Here is a 15,851-nt window from a genome sequence, read left to right on the forward strand (position 1 = left end):
AGGCAGGGTCGAACCCGGAACATCCGATGCCCCGGACGCCCCCGGCGATTCGATCGAGGGCTCGGCACCGTCGGGCCCGGCGTAGCCAGGGCGCCAGAGGCCCCCAGGCCGCGAGGTAGGACTGCGGACGGGACGGCCCCCCGCCCCGACCGTCACGGCCGCAGATCCACCACGCCCGTGCCGGTCGCGATGTCGAACGGCACCGACACCTGATCGTGCGCGATCAACCAGGTCCCGCCGATCCTGCGCAGCCCGAACGTGACCCGGACCCACATGCCGTCGATTCGCGCCCCGCCTGCCACGGCGCCGCTGAGCCGGCCGAAGCCGTGCCCGAACGCCACGTCCTCGCCCACGGTGAAGGTCAGGTCGCGCACCTCGTAGTCCACGGTCTCGAAGACCTCGAACACCCTCGCCCAATTCGCGAGTTTCGCCGCGATCCCGACGTGCTGGAGCGGTGCCTCGACGTCGAAGGACACCACGTCGGGGGTGTAGAGCTCGCGCAGCGCCGCGAGATCCTTGGCCCGCAGTCCGTCGACGAGCCCGCCGACGAGCCCGCGCGGCCCGGCGTCGGCCGCGTGATCAGTGGGCGACGGCGACGTGGCCATCCTCGGCTCCTTCGGTGGGAGTGGACAGGTCGCCGACCGCCGAACGCAGTGGTGCCAGCGCACCACTCCACGCGATCAGCTGATCCAGCAGCATGGTCAACCCCGACTCGTGATGCTCGCGCGGAGTGAAGACGGTGTAGTTCTCGAAGTCGGTGAGCACCGAGATCTCCACCCCGCGACTCACATCGGCCATGCCGAGCGTGCCGCAGACCATGCGCAACTGCGTCACGGCGCGGCCGCCACCGCCCGCGCCGTAGGAGACGAAACCGACCGCCTTGTCGGACCATTCCGCGAACACGTGATCGATCGCGTTCTTCAGCACGCCGGGCATGCCGCCGTTGTACTCCGGCGTCACGATCACGAAGCCGTCGAACGGTGCGATCCGCGCCGCCCACGCGCGGGTGTGCGCGTTGCGGGACGGCCCGTGCATCGGGGCGACGGGCTCGTCCAGGTGCGGGAGTGGGTAGTCGTGCAGGTCGATGAGCTCGTACTCGGCGTCGCCGCGCCGCGAGGCCGAGTCAAGCACCCACCGCGCGACCTGCGGGCCGTTACGGTGGGGCCGGGTAGTGCCGAGGATGATGCCGATTCTGAATGCCATGACCGTCCGACGAGACAGCGGTCCGGAATGTCAGGTGACCTCACATCTCGGGCCGCTGCGTCGTCGAGAAAAGGTGAGACCACGCGAGCCGAAGGAGCCGATCATGACCGCATCGCCGCCGGACGGGGTACTGACCGAACGTCGCGGGCTGCTCGATCTGGCCTACCGGCTGCTCGGCTCGCTAGCCGAGGCCGAGGACGTGGTGCAGGAGACCTATGCCCGCTGGTACGCGCTGCCGCAGCGGCAGCGCGACGAGGTGGTGAACCCCGGTGCCTGGCTGACCACGGTCGCCGGCCGGATCTGCCTCGATCTCCTCGGCTCGGCCAGGGCCCGGCGGGAACGTTATGTGGGCGAATGGATTCCGGAGCCCATCCCCGCCGGGTCCGACGGCGCGCCCGCCACGGCGGATCCGGCCGACCGGGTCACCCTCGACGAATCGATCGGCATGGCGTTCCTGGTCGTGCTCGACTCCATGACCCCGGCCGAGCGGGTGGCCTTCGTCTTGCACGACGTCTACCGCTATTCCTTCGGCGAGATCGCCGACATCGTCGGGCGCACCCCCGCGGCCTGTCGCCAGCTCGCCTCCAGCGCCCGGCGCCGCATCGACACCTCGCCCGCACCCACGACCGATGAGCGCGCCGCGCTGATCCGGGAATTCAAGCTGGCCTGGCAGACCCAGGACATCGAGGCCCTGATCGGCCTGCTCGACCCGCGGGTGATCGCCACCGCCGACAGCGGCGGACTCGCCCCCGCCTTCCTCGACCCGATCCACGGCGATGAGCGGGTGGCCGACGCCTGGATGCGGATCGCGGCACGCGGGCCCATGCCGACCCTGCTGGAACGGACCGTCAACGGCCAGCCCGGCCTCGTCGCGCAGCTCGACGGCGCCGTCATCTCGGTCTACGCCTTCGACATCGCCGAGGGCCGGATCACCCGTATCTGGGCGGTCCGGAATCCGGAGAAACTGCGTCCCTGGACGGCGGGCTGACCCCCGCGCGGCTCAGGCGTCGAACGCGCCGAGGATCCGCTCGGCGGCGAGCGCCGGGGTGAGCGTCCCGTCGCGGACGGCCGATTCCACCTGGGCGCGAACCGATTTCACGGCGGGATTGTCGGCGAGGCGGCGCAGGATCTGGTCGTGGACCATGGTCCAGGTCCAGTCGACCTGCTGACGGCGCCGCTTCTCGGCGAACTCCCCCGCGTCGGTGAGTACGCGCCGATGTTCCAGGACGGTGTCCCAGAACTTGTCGAGACCCGATCCCTCGAGGCCGCTCATGGTGAGTACCGGCGGGCGCCACAGCGCGTCGTGCGGATGGATCAGCCGCAGCGCCCCCTGGAGTTCGCGGGCCGCGCTCTTGGCTTCCATCTCGTGCTTGCCGTCGGCCTTGTTCACCGCGACGAGCTCGGCCAGCTCCAGCACACCCTTCTTGATGCCCTGCAACTGATCTCCGGTGCGGGCCAGGGTGAGGAAGCAGAACACGTCGACCATATTGGCGACGGTCACCTCCGACTGGCCGACCCCGACGGTCTCCACCAGGATCACGTCGTACCCGGCGGCCTCGAGCAGCACGATCGTCTCGCGGGTCGCCTTGGCGACGCCGCCGAGGGTGCCCGCGGTCGGCGACGGGCGGATGAACGCGTCGGGCTCGAGCGAGAGGCGGGCCATGCGGGTCTTGTCGCCGAGGATCGACCCACCGGTCCTGGTCGAGGACGGGTCGACGGCCAGCACCGCCACCCGATGCCCCTTGCCGAGCAGGTACATGCCCAGCGCGTCGATGAAGGTCGACTTGCCGACCCCGGGCACGCCGGTGATCCCGACCCGGTTCGACACCACAGTGCCCGGCTCGGACCCCAGCCGCAGCAACAGCTGCTGAGCCAGCTCCCGGTGATCGGCCCGCGTCGACTCGACGAGGGTGATGGCACGGGCCAGGGCGGCTCGCTCACCGGCCCTGATCCCCGCGGCGAGCGCGTCGACGTCGATCGTGCGCACCGCCCTCGCCACCGGACGGCCCGCGTTGCGCGGCGCGCCGACGCCCGCGGTGGTACCGAGCCGGGGATGCGCCGCGGCACCCCCGGCCCCTGCTGCCGCGTCGCTCATTCGGCTGTGCCGCCGCCGATCTCGTGCCCGAGCGAGCCTGCCAGCTTCTTCAGCAGATCGATGGCCGCGTCGGCGATGACGGTGCCGGGCGGGAAGATCGCCGCGGCGCCCGCCTCGTACAGCTCGTCGAAGTCACCGGGCGGGATCACCCCGCCGACGATCACCATGATGTCGGGGCGGCCGACATCGGCCAGTGCCTGCCGCAGGGCGGGCACCAGCGTGAGGTGACCCGCGGCCAGCGAGGAGACACCGACGATGTGCACGTCGTTGTCGGCCGCCTGGCGCGCCACCTCTTCGGGGGTCTGGAACAGCGGACCCACGTCGACGTCCATGCCGAGATCGGCGAACGCGGTGGCGATCACCTTCTGGCCGCGGTCGTGGCCGTCCTGGCCCATCTTGGCGACCAGGATGCGGGGCCTGCGGCCTTCCGCCTCGGCGAATTCCTCGACGAGCGCGATCGCCGCGCCGATGTTGGAGGCCTTGCCTGCTTCATCACGGTACACACCGGAAAGCGTACGGATCTCGGCCTGATGGCGGCCGTACACCTTTTCCAGCGCGTCGGAGATCTCGCCGACGGTGGCCTTGGCGCGCGCGGCGTCGATGGCCAGGGCCAGCAGGTTGTTCTCCATGCCGCCTCCGGTCGCGGCCGCGGCGCGGGTCAGGTTGGCCAGCGCGGCCTCGACCGCAGCCGAATCACGTTCGGCGCGAAGGCGTTCCAGCTTCTCGATCTGCTCGGCACGCACCCGCGAGTTCTCGACCTTGAGGACCTCGACCTCGTGGTCCTCCTCGACCTGGTACTTGTTCACGCCGATCACCGGCTGCTGGCCGGTGTCGATGCGCGCCTGGGTACGGGCGGCGGCCTCTTCGATGCGCAGCTTCGGAATGCCTTCCGAAATCGCCTGCGCCATCCCGCCGTGCGCCTCCACCTCGGCGATGTGCGCGCGAGCGCGCTCGGCGAGCTGGTGGGTGAGCCACTCCACGTAGTACGAGCCACCCCACGGATCGATCGGGCGGGTGGTGTTGGACTCCTGCTGGATCAGCAGCTGGGTGTTGCGGGCGATGCGGGCGGAGAAGTCCGTCGGCAGGGCCAGGGCCTCGTCGAGGGCGTTGGTGTGCAGCGACTGGGTGTGGCCCTGGGTCGCGGCCATCGCCTCGATGCAGGTGCGCGCCACATTGTTGTAGGCGTCCTGCGCTGTGAGCGACCAGCCCGAGGTCTGCGAATGGGTGCGCAGCGACAGCGATTTCGCGCTCTTGGGCTCGAACTTCGAGACCAGTTCGCTCCACAGCAGCCGACCCGCGCGCAGCTTGGCGACCTCCATGAAGAAGTTCATGCCGATGGCCCAGAAGAACGACAGGCGCGGGGCGAACTTGTCGACATCCATGCCCGCGGCGATACCGGCACGGATGTACTCCACGCCGTCGGCCAGGGTGTAGGCCAGCTCCAGATCGGCTGTCGCTCCGGCCTCTTGGATGTGATAGCCCGAGATGGAGATCGAGTTGAACTTCGGCATCTTCGCGCTGGTGAAGGCGAAGATGTCGGAGATGATCCGCATCGACGGCTTGGGCGGGTAGATGTAGGTGTTGCGGACCATGAACTCCTTCAGAATGTCGTTCTGAATGGTTCCGGCCAGCTGCTCGGGCGTGACACCCTGCTCTTCCGCGGCGACGACGTAGAGCGCCAGGATCGGCAGCACCGCGCCGTTCATGGTCATCGAGACCGACACCTGATCGAGCGGGATCTGGTCGAAGAGCTGGCGCATGTCCAGGATCGAGTCGATCGCGACGCCCGCCATGCCGACGTCACCCTGCACGCGCGGGTGGTCGGAGTCGTAGCCACGGTGGGTGGCGAGGTCGAAGGCGACCGACAGGCCCTTCTGCCCGGCCTGCAGGTTGCGGCGGTAGAAGGCGTTGGAGTCGGCGGCGGTGGAGAAGCCCGCGTACTGGCGGATGGTCCACGGCTGGTTGACGTACATCGTCGGGTACGGACCGCGCAGGAACGGCGCAACGCCGGGCACCGTGTCGAGCGGATAACCCTGCGCGACAACGGCGTCACGGTCGGCCTTGGTGAACACCGGCGGCACGTCGATGCCCTCGGGTGTGGCCCAGGTGAGCTGGTCGGCGGTGGTGTGGTTGGCCGCGGCCGCCTCGGCCACGAACTCCTTCACCTGCGCGTCGTCGACCGCCGCCGGTTCCGGCGCGTGTTCGGTGAGCGGAACCTCGGCGAAACTGCCGATACGGTGCTCGATATCGGATGTGGTCATCAGGCTCCCACCTTCTCCAGCAGCTGCGACAGGACCGCGACCGCGTCGATGCGCAGGGTCAGGTACCCGTCGGGACGCTGTGTACCGCTGTACTTCTCGACCGACTTCTCCGGTCCGGCCAGCAGTACCGTGTCGATCCCGGCACCGCGCAGGGCGTCGACCGCGGCGCCCGCTTCGTCGCCGTAGCGCTTGTCGGCGCCGCACAGGACCGCGATCCGCGCCCCGGATTCCGTCGCGGCGGCGGCGATTCCGTCGATGGCGAGCGGGCCGGGGTTCACCGACTCGATCCCGCCGGAAGCCAGCACGTTCGCGGTGAAGATCGTGCGCGCGTTGTGTTCGGCGACCGGGCCCAGCGGCACGATCAGCGCCTTCGGGCGGGCACCATGGGCGGCGAGGTAGGCGTCGGACCGGTTGCGCAGCGCCTCGAACGCGGCGCCGTACCGCACGGTGGTGGCCTCGGCGCGGGCCTGCCCCGACAGCGGCGGCTCGGCCAGGTTCGGGAACTCGTTCACGCCGGTGACCGCGGTCTTGCGGTGCGCGATGTCGGCGCCGCGGGCGGCGGCCGTCTCGGCGATGCGGTCGGCGAGCAGGCCCGCGGTCAGCGCGGCCTGGTAGCCGCCCGCCGCCTCGAGCTCCTGCATGAACTCCCACGCCTTGGCGGCGAGTTCGTCGGTCAGCGCGTCGACGTACCAGGAACCGGCCGCCGGGTCCTGCACGTGGCCGAGGCGCGATTCCTCGAGCAGCAGCAGCTGGATATTGCGCGCCATCCGCTCCGAGAACGACTGCGACACACCGAGTTCGCCCGCGGGCAGCGCGGAGTCGAACGGCAGCACGGTGACCGAGTCGGCGCCGCCGACACCGGCGCCGAAGGCCGCGAGCGTGGTGCGCAGCAGGTTCACCCACGGATCACGCTGGGTCATCATGGCGGCGGAGGTCACCGCGTGCTGCGGGGCCGCGCCGAAGGCCGGCGCACCGCACACCTGGGCGACGCGGGCCCACAGGCGCCGCGCGGCACGGAACTTCACGATGGTGGCGAACTGGTCGTCGGTGGCCGCGAAGCGGAACTCGAGCTGACCGAACGCGTCGACGATGTCGACACCCGCGGCGGTCAGCGCGCGCAGGTAGGCCAGGCCGGCGGCGATGGCCGCGCCCACTTCCTGCGCGTCGGCGGCGCCGGCGTTGTGGAAGGCGATGCCGTCCACCGTGATCGCGCGCACCGTCTCGGGACGGGCGATCGCCTGTCGGGCCAGACTGACGGCCGCGGCCTCGTCGAGGTCCTCGGCGCCGGTGAAGGCGCTGGTGAGTGGCGCGGCGCCGAGGCCGACGTGGATCTGCGCGCGGTCGGCGAGCTCGTAGCCGTCGAGCACCTCGAACACGCGCGCGGCGGCGTCGGCGGTGTCCTTGCCCGCGACGAGGGTCAGCGGCGCCAGCTCGAAGAGCAGGCCGCGCAGGGCGACGGGGATGTCCTCGACCGCGACACCGTAGGCACCCGCGCCGAGCGCGACCGCGCTCACGCCGTTCTCCAGGCCGGTCAGGATGGCGCGATTGGTGGCTTCGGCATCCGCGGCGCCGGCGAACGCGCTGACGAACCAGCCGCGCTGCGGATCGCGGGTGGCGGTGCCGCCGCGCACGTACGGGAAGGCGCCGGGCAGCGGCTGCTCGGGCAGCTCGTCACGGCGGGTGTAGAGCGGGGCGATGGTCAGCCCGTCATAGGTGGTCTCGTCGAGCAGGTGCTCGGGCTCCGCGGGAAGTTCGGAAGCCTCGACTCGTCGCGCTTTGGCCAGCACGCCTGCCACACCCTTGCGCCAGGCGGCGTACTCGGGCACCGGATCCGGTGCGAGTCCCGTCCCGGACTCTGAACCAATCGGCATAGCTGCTGTTCTCTCTTCCAACGCGTTCGCCCAGCTCAGCGTGATGAGCGGGTGCTCCGGCGAACCGGGAGGTGCCCGGTTCCACCTCGATGTTAACTGTGACATCTTGTCCGCTCGCCCAGGCCATCCCCTACTGGCCGGTACGCTGACCCGGTGTCCCGACTGATCCGTTCCCCGCGCGCGCTGGCGGCGCTGGCCGGGGTCGCCGCGCTGTTCGTGCTGGCGATGTTCGTGCCGCTGCCGGGTCCGCAGCAGATCAGGGAGTGGGCCGGGGGCGCGGGCCCGCTGCTGCCCGTACTGTTCTTCCTCTTCTACGCGCTCGTCGCCGTGGCACCGGTGCCACGCACCGTGCTGACGGTGACCAGCGGGGTGCTGTTCGGCCCTGTTCTCGGCTCGGCGATCGCGCTGGGCGCGACCGGGGTCAGCGCCACGCTCGCTCTCCTCGGCGTGCGCGCGGTGGGCCGCGACCGGGTCGCGGAGCACCTGCGACATCCGGCGGTGCGGGCGATCGACGACCGGCTGGCCCAGCGCGGCTGGCTCGCGGTGGCGGCGCTGCGGATGATCCCGATGGCGCCGTTCTCGATCGTCAACTACTGCTGCGGGCTGTCCTCGGTGCGAGTGGCGCCCTATCTCGTCGCGACCGTGGCCGGCTCGGCGCCCGGCACGATCTCGACCGTGGTCCTGGCCGGATCACTGGCGGGCGGGACCAACCCGATCGCGGTCACGGTGTCGGCGCTGTGCCTGTCACTGGGTCTCGTCGGTCTCGTCATCGACGCCAGGATGCCGGTGACGACCGGCGCGGAGCCCACCGCGGAGCCGGTCCCCAGCCGCGGCTGACCTGCGTAGGAATGGAATTCTGAACAGAATGCCCCTTACTTCAGGGGCATCGGGTTACGCTGGCGATCCGCCAACATTTGAAAGTGATCTTCTTCACATAAGCCAAATGTGAAGAACCCATGTTTTAGAAAACTCTCAGAGTAATAGACTCGGGATAGCCCAGGGTTCGCCAGCTACATCCGGTGCGGGATCCAGAGCAACACCCAGGTGCCGCGTCCGCGTGCACCGAATCTTCCCCGTTCGCGCCGATTCCGGCTTGCACTGCACCTCGAGGTGACCCGATGGAATACACCCATCTCTCCGATTTCCAGATCCGCTCCGGCGCACTGACGCTGTGGACACCCGCGACCACCGCCGAGACCTGGTTCGACGACGAGCGCCCACTGGCCAGCGTCCACTCCCAGTACCTGGGCTTTCTCGATCCCGAGGACCCCAGGCCCGGCCGCGGCCGCTGGATCGGCACGATCTTCGAGATGGACGCCGCGCTCGACGAGCAGGCGTGGGCGCGCACCCTGGAACTGTGGCACGACCGCCACGAGGGGTTCCGGACCACCGTGGCACCGACCGGCGACGGCGCGTACCACCGGGTCACCACCGCGCCCGGCACCGTCCGGGTCACCGGCGTCGCGGTCCCCGAGCTCACCGATGGTGACCTGATCAACGAGTTCCTCTGCGACACACTGGAACTGCGCCTGTCCCCACTGGTGTGGCCGCACCTGCTCGTGGCCACCGTCGCGCACGACACCGACGACTTCACCGTCCTGGTCGGCGCCGATCACTCGGTCCTGGACGCCTACTCCCAGGCCGTGCTCATCCTGGAGTTGCGCACCCTCTACACCGCGGTCCGCACCGGCGGCGAGATCCGCGACTCGGCCACCTTCGGCAGCGCGGCCGACTACGCGGCGATCGAGCGGGCCGCCGCCGAGGAACTCACCCCCGACTCCCCCGCCGTCGCCGTGTGGCGCGACTTCGTCGGGACGCCCGGCTCGCCCATGCCGCGCTTCGCCGAGGGGATGGTCGCCGAGCTCGACGGCGAGCACGCCCAGCCGAGCCTGTCGCGCACGCTGCTCAGCCTCGACCAGCTCGAAGAGGTCGAGGCCGCGCTGGATCGGCTCCGGCACCGGCTTTCGGTCACCGTGTTCGCCGCGCTGGCCACCGCCTCGCGGGAAGTGTTCGGCGACGACCGTTTCCGCACGATCATGCCGATCGCGACCCGGCCCGACCTGACCTGGCTGGAGTCGATGGGCTGGTTCGTCAACGTCGTCCCGGTCGACATCGTCCTGCCGCCCGGCGCCGACATGGGGGCCGCCCTGGCGGTCACCCGGTCGGCGCTCAAACGCGCGCATGTCTGCAACGACGCGTCCTGGGGTCGGTCGCTGGCGATGGCCGGCGCGCTCGAGGGCCCCACGTTCGGCGCCTCGTTCCTCGACATCCGCATGCTGCCGGACTACGAACTGGTCGCCGACCTACGCGGGCGCACGCTGCGCGCGGTGTCGTACTCCACCGACGAGGTCTACTTCTGGGTGGTGCGCGGTCCGGCCGGGCTCTACGTCTCCACCCGCCATCCGGCCGGTCTGCCCGCGGAGGTGATGGACCGCTTCCTCACCGAATTCGCCAGGGCCATCTACGCGGTCACCGCCCTCGGGACCGCGGCGTCCGCCGCGCCGGTCGCCGACACCGCGTCGGCGGCGCTGAGCGCGGGCTGACGATGCGCGCACTGCTGGCCTTCACCGGCAGCCGCGGTGACGCCCAACCGGGCATCCTGCTGGCCCGCGAGCTCCGGGTGCGCGGGCACGCGGTCACCCTCGCCCTCTCGCCCAATCTCGTCGGCTTCGCCCGCGAACACGGTGTCGCTGCCGTCGAATTCGGTTGTGACAGTGCCGAACTGCTGGCCACCCAGCACGCCGATCGCCGGTTCCGCAGCCCCAGCCCCCGCCAGCGCCTGCGCGCGGTGCTGGACCTGCAACGGCGGGGCGTGGCCGAGGCGGTGCGGGATCTGCTCGCGCTCGCACCCGGCCACGACGTGCTGGTGACGGGCATGGCGGGTGAGGAAGCGGCCGAGAAGGCGGCGCGGCGGGTCGGTGTGCCGTTGGCGGCAGTGCACTTCTTTCCCATCCAGCCCAGCCGGTCGGTGCCCGTGGTGCCGGCCGGGTGGGGCAGGCGGATCCCGGGCGGGCTCAACCGACGGATCTGGTCAGGGCTGCGCTGGGCGCGCGACGCCGCGCTCGCGCGGCCGCTGGCCGAGTTCGGCGTCGTCGAGCACCCCCTGCCCGCCCGTGTCTCGATCCAGGCCTACGACATCGAGCTGTTCCCCGGCCTCGCCGACGAGCTGCCGCCGCGCCACCCGGTCACCGGGTTCGCCGTGGACGCCGACGGATTCCTCAGCAGCCCCACCGACGCCGCGCTCTCCGCGTGGCTCGACGCCGGCCCGGCGCCGATCTATGTCGGTTTCGGCTCGATGACCGTCGACGATCCGGCCGCCCTGGTGCACATGGTGCGGGCGGTGTGCGCCCGACGCGGGCGCCGCCTGCTGCTCGCCGCGGGCTGGGCCGGGATCGAGCCCGAGCTCACCGCCGAGGTCGCGATCGTCGAGCAGGTCGACCATGCCGCGGTGTTCCCGCGCTGTGTCGCGGCGGTGCACCACGGCGGGGCCGGGACGACCGCGGCGGCCCTGCGCGCCGGTGTCCCCCAGGTCATCTGCTCGGTGCAGGCCGACCAGCCCTACTGGGGGCAGGCGCTGACCCGGCTCGGGCTCGCCGTCACCCGCCGCGCCGCCGGTCTCGACGCCGACGCCCTGGACACCCTGCTGGACCGCGTGACCGACCCGGCGGTCGTCGACCGCGCGGCGGCCTACGCGCGCCGGTTCCCGTCCGGCGGTGTGGCCCGCGCCGCCGACGAGGTGGAAGCCCTTGTCCCCGTGTCGTTCCCGACACCCGTTCTCGACCATGCCGGGAGGCCGCAGTGAGTACCGAGATCGCCGTCCGCACGCGCGGCCTCGGCAAGTCCTACGGCGATTTCACCGCCGTCGGCGCGATCGACCTCAGCATCGAGGCGGGCACGGTGTTCGCCATGCTCGGCCCCAACGGCGCGGGCAAGACGACCACGGTGCGGATGCTGGCGACCCTGCTGCGCCCCGATCGCGGCAACGCCGAGGTCTTCGGCTTCGACGTGGTGCGCGACGCCACCGCGGTGCGCTCGATGATCGGGCTCACCGGCCAGTACGCCTCCGTCGACGAAACCCTCACCGCCGGTGAGAATCTGCGCCTGTTCGGCCGCCTGCTCGGGTTGTCGCGACGGGAGGCGGCCCGACGCGGCGACGAACTGCTCGAGGAATTCGAACTCACCGCGGTGTCGCGGCGCAGTGTGTCGGCGTTCTCCGGCGGAATGCGCCGCCGCCTCGACCTGGCCGCGACGCTGATCACGGTGCCGCCGTTGATCTTCCTGGACGAACCGACCACCGGCCTGGACCCGCACACCCGCGACCGCATGTGGGGCATCGTGCGCGGGCTCGTGGAGCGGGGCGCGACCGTCCTGCTCACCACCCAATACCTGGAGGAGGCCGACGCCTTGGCCGACCGGATCGCGGTGATCGATCGTGGCACGCTGGTCGCGGAGGGGACGGCCGCGGAACTGAAAGCGTCCATCGGGGACCAGGTTCTGCGCCTGGACATTCCCGACACCGGGGATCTGCGCCGCGCCGAGACCCTCATCCGGGACCTCACCGGCGAGTACCCCGACGGCTCGTCCACCGGGATGCTGACCGTCGCCCTGCGTGACGTCGCGCTCGGCGCCGACATCGTGACCGCCTGCCGCGCCGCCGATATCGCGCTGCGCGGGTTCGCCATCGACCGGCCCGATCTCAACGAGGTGTTCCTGTCCCTGACCGGGCACGCGTCCACCGTGGCCGAGGCGGGTGCGCGATGACCGCCCTCCGCGAGACGGGTCTCGCTCCGCGCGTGGTCCGCGCGCCCCGGATCACCCGGGTCGGCCCCGGCGCGGCCCTGCGACATTCGCTGATGATGGCCTGGCGCGGGCTGCTCACCTTCCGGCACAGCCCCCAGCTGCTCTACGACGCCCTGCTGCTGCCCATCGTCGGGCCCGTCCTGTTCGGCAGCATCTTCGGCACCGCCATCGCGGGCAGCCTCGAGGCGTATCTGCCGATCATGATTCCCGGGGTGCTGGTGCAGATCGTGCTCACCTCCTCGGTGGCCACGGGCGTGCAGCTGTCCGAGGACATCCACTCGGGGGTTTTCGACCGGTTCGTCGCCATGCCCATCGCCCGCTCCGCGCCGGTTGCCGGTGCGTTGCTGGCGGGCACCGTGCGCTACCTGATCGCCGCGACGACGGTCGTGATCGTCGGCTTCTGCATGGGGTACCGGCCGGACCACACCGCGGGCTTCCTCGCCGGAGCGGTCCTGGTGGTCTTCGCGACGACGGCGATCAGCTGGCTGTTCGCGTTCATCGGCGCCACCGTCGCCCGCCCGGCCGCCGTGCAGGGCATGTGCATGCTCGTGCTCACCTTCCTCGGTTTCGCCTCCAACGCGCTGGTGCCCGAGGAGTCGATGCCCACCTGGATGCGGCACGTCTCCGACCTGAATCCCGTGTCCTACCTGGTCTCGGCCGTACGCACGCTGGCCGCCGCCGGCGCCGGCGGCGCGGCCGCCGCCGGGGCGCGGGGGGGCGGGGGGGGGCGCGGGGCGCGCGGACGCCTGCTGGTCGCTGGTGGCCTCGCTGCTCGTGGTCGCCGTCTTCGCGCCGCTGACCGTGCGCACTCTCCGTTCCCGATGAGGAGTCCCCGATGACCGTCACCACCCCCGCCGTCGCGGCCGCGCCGACCGCGCTCAACCGGATCACCGCCGATGACGACCTGTTCTTCAAACTGCACAGCCTCTACCCCAACGCCCTGGTGAACCAGCTGGCCTATCGCTTCGACGAGCGGCTCGACCCCGACCTGCTGCGCCGCTGGCACGCGCATCTGGCCGCCGGCTTCATCGCCCGCCGGGTGCGCACCACCCGGTTTCCGTTCGCCCGCGCCCACTGGGAACCGGCGACCGAGTCGATGCCGCTGATCTGGTCGGAGGCACCGCTGGCCGACGAGGACGTGCTCTCGTGGTTCCTCGCGAGGGCCGCCGTGGAATTCGATCCGGAGCGTGGACTGGTGTGGCAGCTGGCCGGTGCGCACACCGCCTCCGGTGGCACCGTCGTCACCCTGGTCGCCTCCCATGTCGCCTGTGACGGCGGCGGCATGATGCACGCGATCGTCGATTCGCTGGACCGGCTCAATCGCGGCGAAACGCCCGATCGCGCGGCCGGCGCGGGACGACTGGTCGGCCCGGCGGCCGGTGCCGGTCGCTTCGCGGCCGACCTCGCCGACGCGCGCGGACAGATTCGCGCGGTGGTCCGCGGCGTCCGCGCCGCGCGCCGGGCACGGGGCGTCAGCGAACCGGCGCGCAACCCGAGGCCCAGCGAGCCGCGCCTGCCCCACGCCGAGACCTGGCAGGCGGCGGAGACGATCGTGCAGCTCGACCTCGCCGACTGGGATGCCGTCGCCGCGGCACACGGCGGCACCACCAACGGCTTGTTGATCGGAGTAGCGGTCGGCCTGCTCGGCCGCAGCGGGCGTGTCGCCGACGGCGCCGAGGTGCGCGTCGACATCCCGCACTCGATGCGGGTCGCCGACGACCCCCGTGCCAACGCCACCACCGGGCTGCCGATCGCCGTCACCTACCGCGCGGGCGCGCGGGCCGATCTGCCCACGATCCGCGCCGCGCTCAAGGCCGCGGGACTGGCCTACCGTGATCCCGCCACGATCCCGCCGATCCAGCATCTGCAACCGGTGCAGATGCTGCTGCCCAGGGCGGTGCTGCACCGGTTCGCCCGCACCGCCAAGGCCCCGGAGTGCCTGTGCACCAACATGGGCCGCACCGCCCAGAACATCGCCGTGCTCGGCCCGCACCGAGCCCGCGACGTGATCATGCGGCCGGTGGTGAATCCCGGACCCGTCGAGCTGTTCCGCCAGGTGGAGGTGGGTGTGAACCTCGCGTTCTCCTGCGACGACCACACCGTCACCCTGGTCGTCACCGGCGGCGACCCCGACCGCTTCCCGACCCGCGCCGCCCTGCAGGACCTGCTGTCGGCCGAGTTCGCCGCGTGGGGGTTGACGCCACGGTTCTGGTGAGAACGGTCCGGTTCAGCGGGCGAAACCCGCCACGGAGGGTCTCCTCGACCCACACGATAGTAATGATAATCATTATCGTTAACATGGGCTTGTCGAGCACGCGCTCGACCAGAACCGATGAGGAAACCCATGTTGATGAGGAACATTGTTGCGACCGCGGCGCTTTCACTCGCCGCGCTCACCGTCACCACCGCCACCGCCATGGCCGACGAGCCGGTACATCCGGTCTCGTTCGCCGCCCACGCCACCGACACCGCGTCGATCATCGAGGTCGAGCACGGCTCGCTCGTGGTCGAGGGCGGAGCGCTGCAAGTGCGAAACACGGCCGGGACGGTGGTCGCGGCGACGCCGCTGACGTTCACCCTCGACGAGTTCGAGTTTCCGATCGCGGCCGAGATCACCGGCCGCACCGCCACACTCACCCCCCAACTGACGATGGACAAGGCGGTCTACAAGCCGGTCGCCTTGCCGTTCGAAGACAAGGCGCCGTGGAAGTCCGAGTACGACCGTGAGCAGGCCGCCTGGTCACGGATGACGAGCACCATCTCGCTCGGTGCCGCGATCGGCACTCTTGTCGGCGGCCTGGGCGGCGCCGCCGTCGGCTGCGTGCTCGGCAGTATCGCGGGGGCGACGGTCGCCTCGGCGACGATCATCGGACTGTTCGGGCCGTTCATTCCCGCCGCGGCGGTCGGCTGCCTCGGCGGTGTCGTGGCCATGGGATCACTCGGCGTGGTCGCGGGTCAGATCCTGATCACCGCGCCGGTCGCGGTCGGTGCGGCGATCCAGTACTTCACGACGATCAACGCTCCCTTCCACACGAAGTGATCTCCGTTCGCCGTACCGAGGCATCCAGGATGCGCTGACCTGTCACTCATATCGACCGCGGCAGAAGGCCGCGCTTCCTGTGAGCAGCGTCTCCACGCGGAGGGCGTGCGGTTGCGATGTCCGGGGTGTCTATCCACTACGTCGGCGACACCGACGCACCCCGATACGAAGGACGGTTCCGATGTCTCTGAGCGACAAGATCAGCAACAAGGCCGACGAGTTCGGTGGCAAGGCGAAGGAGGCCGCCGGTGCCGCCACCGGTGACGACGAGTTGCGCGCCGAAGGCAGAGCCGACCAGGCCGAGGCCGCCGTCAAGGGCGCGGTCGAGGAGGTGAAGGACGCGGTCGGCAACGCCGCGGACAAGGTGAAGAAGGCCTTCGGCAAGTAGACCGACTCACCGGCAAGGGGGTAGGGGGGGCCCCGGCGGGGGGCCCCCCCCCGGACCGGGGGGGGTGGGGGGGGCCCCGCCCGCGGGCCGCCGCGCCGCTCTGGATCGTGTATCCGGCGGCCGGGGCCGACGGCGCGGGCTCCTCCGTCGGCGCGTCGACCGGGACCACATAGCCGACCAGGCGGTCACCGGT

General features: G+C 71.1%; 14 protein-coding genes. 9 read left to right on the forward strand and 5 right to left on the reverse strand.

Annotation, left to right across the window (positions count from 1 at the left end; all coding sequences use genetic code 11):
- Positions 1-152: 152 nt before the first annotated feature.
- Positions 153-605 carry a YybH family protein gene (locus tag QH270_RS21935; protein ID WP_280345573.1) on the reverse strand — a complete coding sequence of 151 codons (453 nt, stop codon included), beginning with the start codon at positions 603-605 and terminating at the stop codon, positions 153-155.
- A complete protein-coding gene (locus QH270_RS21940) occupies positions 580-1,203 on the reverse strand; it encodes an NADPH-dependent FMN reductase (RefSeq protein ID WP_280345575.1) in 624 nt (207 codons plus the stop codon). Before QH270_RS21940 ends, QH270_RS21935 begins: the two co-directional genes overlap by 26 nt.
- Before the next feature lie 103 nt (positions 1,204-1,306).
- Here QH270_RS21940 and sigJ point away from each other — a divergent pair, with 103 nt between their 5' ends.
- Positions 1,307-2,191, forward strand: a complete 885-nt coding sequence (gene sigJ / locus QH270_RS21945; protein ID WP_280345577.1) for an RNA polymerase sigma factor SigJ — start codon at positions 1,307-1,309, stop codon at positions 2,189-2,191.
- A 12-nt stretch (positions 2,192-2,203) separates the two neighbouring features.
- Here the strand turns inward: sigJ and meaB are convergent, their stop codons facing one another.
- From meaB to QH270_RS21960, 3 genes are read right to left on the reverse strand one after another with little or no spacing between them, the layout of a single operon-like run.
- Entirely contained in the window at positions 2,204-3,298 is a 1,095-nt protein-coding gene (meaB, locus tag QH270_RS21950) for a methylmalonyl Co-A mutase-associated GTPase MeaB (protein ID WP_280345579.1), read from the reverse strand.
- Positions 3,295-5,559 (reverse strand): methylmalonyl-CoA mutase, encoded by a 2,265-nt coding sequence (gene scpA / locus QH270_RS21955; protein ID WP_280345581.1) that lies wholly within the window; start codon positions 5,557-5,559, stop codon positions 3,295-3,297. Before scpA ends, meaB begins: the two co-directional genes overlap by 4 nt.
- The gene (locus tag QH270_RS21960) at positions 5,559-7,430 is read right to left on the reverse strand and encodes a methylmalonyl-CoA mutase family protein (protein WP_280345584.1); all 1,872 of its coding nucleotides are present in this window, start codon (positions 7,428-7,430) and stop codon (positions 5,559-5,561) included. Before QH270_RS21960 ends, scpA begins: the two co-directional genes overlap by 1 nt.
- Positions 7,431-7,583: 153 nt before the next feature.
- Here QH270_RS21960 and QH270_RS21965 point away from each other — a divergent pair, with 153 nt between their 5' ends.
- The 8 genes from QH270_RS21965 (at position 7,584) to QH270_RS22000 (ending at position 15,658) form a co-directional block, all read left to right on the forward strand.
- On the forward strand, positions 7,584-8,267 hold the full coding sequence (locus tag QH270_RS21965; RefSeq protein ID WP_280345587.1) for a TVP38/TMEM64 family protein: 684 nt from the start codon (positions 7,584-7,586) through the stop codon (positions 8,265-8,267).
- A 281-nt stretch (positions 8,268-8,548) separates the two neighbouring features.
- Positions 8,549-9,973: a condensation domain-containing protein gene (locus tag QH270_RS21970; protein WP_280345588.1), complete on the forward strand. Its 1,425-nt coding sequence runs from the start codon at positions 8,549-8,551 to the stop codon at positions 9,971-9,973.
- A 2-nt stretch (positions 9,974-9,975) separates the two neighbouring features.
- Complete coding sequence (locus QH270_RS21975) at positions 9,976-11,232, forward strand: glycosyltransferase (RefSeq protein WP_280345591.1); 1,257 nt, start codon at positions 9,976-9,978, stop codon at positions 11,230-11,232.
- Positions 11,229-12,191, forward strand: a complete 963-nt coding sequence (locus QH270_RS21980; protein WP_280345594.1) for an ATP-binding cassette domain-containing protein — start codon at positions 11,229-11,231, stop codon at positions 12,189-12,191. The genes QH270_RS21975 and QH270_RS21980 overlap by 4 nt, the downstream gene beginning before the upstream one ends.
- The gene (locus QH270_RS21985) at positions 12,188-13,069 is read left to right on the forward strand and encodes an ABC transporter permease (RefSeq protein WP_280345596.1); all 882 of its coding nucleotides are present in this window, start codon (positions 12,188-12,190) and stop codon (positions 13,067-13,069) included. The genes QH270_RS21980 and QH270_RS21985 overlap by 4 nt, the downstream gene beginning before the upstream one ends.
- Positions 13,066-14,445 (forward strand): hypothetical protein, encoded by a 1,380-nt coding sequence (locus QH270_RS21990; RefSeq protein ID WP_280345598.1) that lies wholly within the window; start codon positions 13,066-13,068, stop codon positions 14,443-14,445. Before QH270_RS21985 ends, QH270_RS21990 begins: the two co-directional genes overlap by 4 nt.
- A 129-nt stretch (positions 14,446-14,574) precedes the next feature.
- Positions 14,575-15,270 (forward strand): hypothetical protein, encoded by a 696-nt coding sequence (locus QH270_RS21995; RefSeq protein WP_280345600.1) that lies wholly within the window; start codon positions 14,575-14,577, stop codon positions 15,268-15,270.
- A gap of 181 nt (positions 15,271-15,451) precedes the next feature.
- Complete coding sequence (locus QH270_RS22000; RefSeq protein ID WP_280345603.1) at positions 15,452-15,658, forward strand: CsbD family protein; 207 nt, start codon at positions 15,452-15,454, stop codon at positions 15,656-15,658.
- Positions 15,659-15,851: the final 193 nt, after the last annotated feature.

The sequence above is a fragment of the Nocardia neocaledoniensis genome (assembly GCF_029868625.1).
Lineage (GTDB): Bacteria > Actinomycetota > Actinomycetes > Mycobacteriales > Mycobacteriaceae > Nocardia > Nocardia neocaledoniensis_A.

Excerpts from the sequence above, each read along its gene's own strand:
- QH270_RS21970 (WP_280345588.1), top strand. The coding sequence starts at position 8,549 with ATGGAATACACCCATCTCTCCGATTTCCAGATCCGCTCCGGCGCACTG.
- QH270_RS21960 (WP_280345584.1), bottom strand. The coding sequence starts at position 7,430 with ATGCCGATTGGTTCAGAGTCCGGGACGGGACTCGCACCGGATCCGGTG.
- sigJ (WP_280345577.1), top strand. The coding sequence starts at position 1,307 with ATGACCGCATCGCCGCCGGACGGGGTACTGACCGAACGTCGCGGGCTG.
- meaB (WP_280345579.1), bottom strand. The coding sequence starts at position 3,298 with ATGAGCGACGCGGCAGCAGGGGCCGGGGGTGCCGCGGCGCATCCCCGG.
- scpA (WP_280345581.1), bottom strand. The coding sequence starts at position 5,559 with ATGACCACATCCGATATCGAGCACCGTATCGGCAGTTTCGCCGAGGTT.
- QH270_RS21940 (WP_280345575.1), bottom strand. The coding sequence starts at position 1,203 with ATGGCATTCAGAATCGGCATCATCCTCGGCACTACCCGGCCCCACCGT.
- QH270_RS21985 (WP_280345596.1), top strand. The coding sequence starts at position 12,188 with ATGACCGCCCTCCGCGAGACGGGTCTCGCTCCGCGCGTGGTCCGCGCG.
- QH270_RS22000 (WP_280345603.1), top strand. The coding sequence starts at position 15,452 with ATGTCTCTGAGCGACAAGATCAGCAACAAGGCCGACGAGTTCGGTGGC.
- QH270_RS21935 (WP_280345573.1), bottom strand. The coding sequence starts at position 605 with ATGGCCACGTCGCCGTCGCCCACTGATCACGCGGCCGACGCCGGGCCG.
- QH270_RS21975 (WP_280345591.1), top strand. The coding sequence starts at position 9,976 with ATGCGCGCACTGCTGGCCTTCACCGGCAGCCGCGGTGACGCCCAACCG.
- QH270_RS21995 (WP_280345600.1), top strand. The coding sequence starts at position 14,575 with ATGTTGATGAGGAACATTGTTGCGACCGCGGCGCTTTCACTCGCCGCG.
- QH270_RS21990 (WP_280345598.1), top strand. The coding sequence starts at position 13,066 with ATGACCGTCACCACCCCCGCCGTCGCGGCCGCGCCGACCGCGCTCAAC.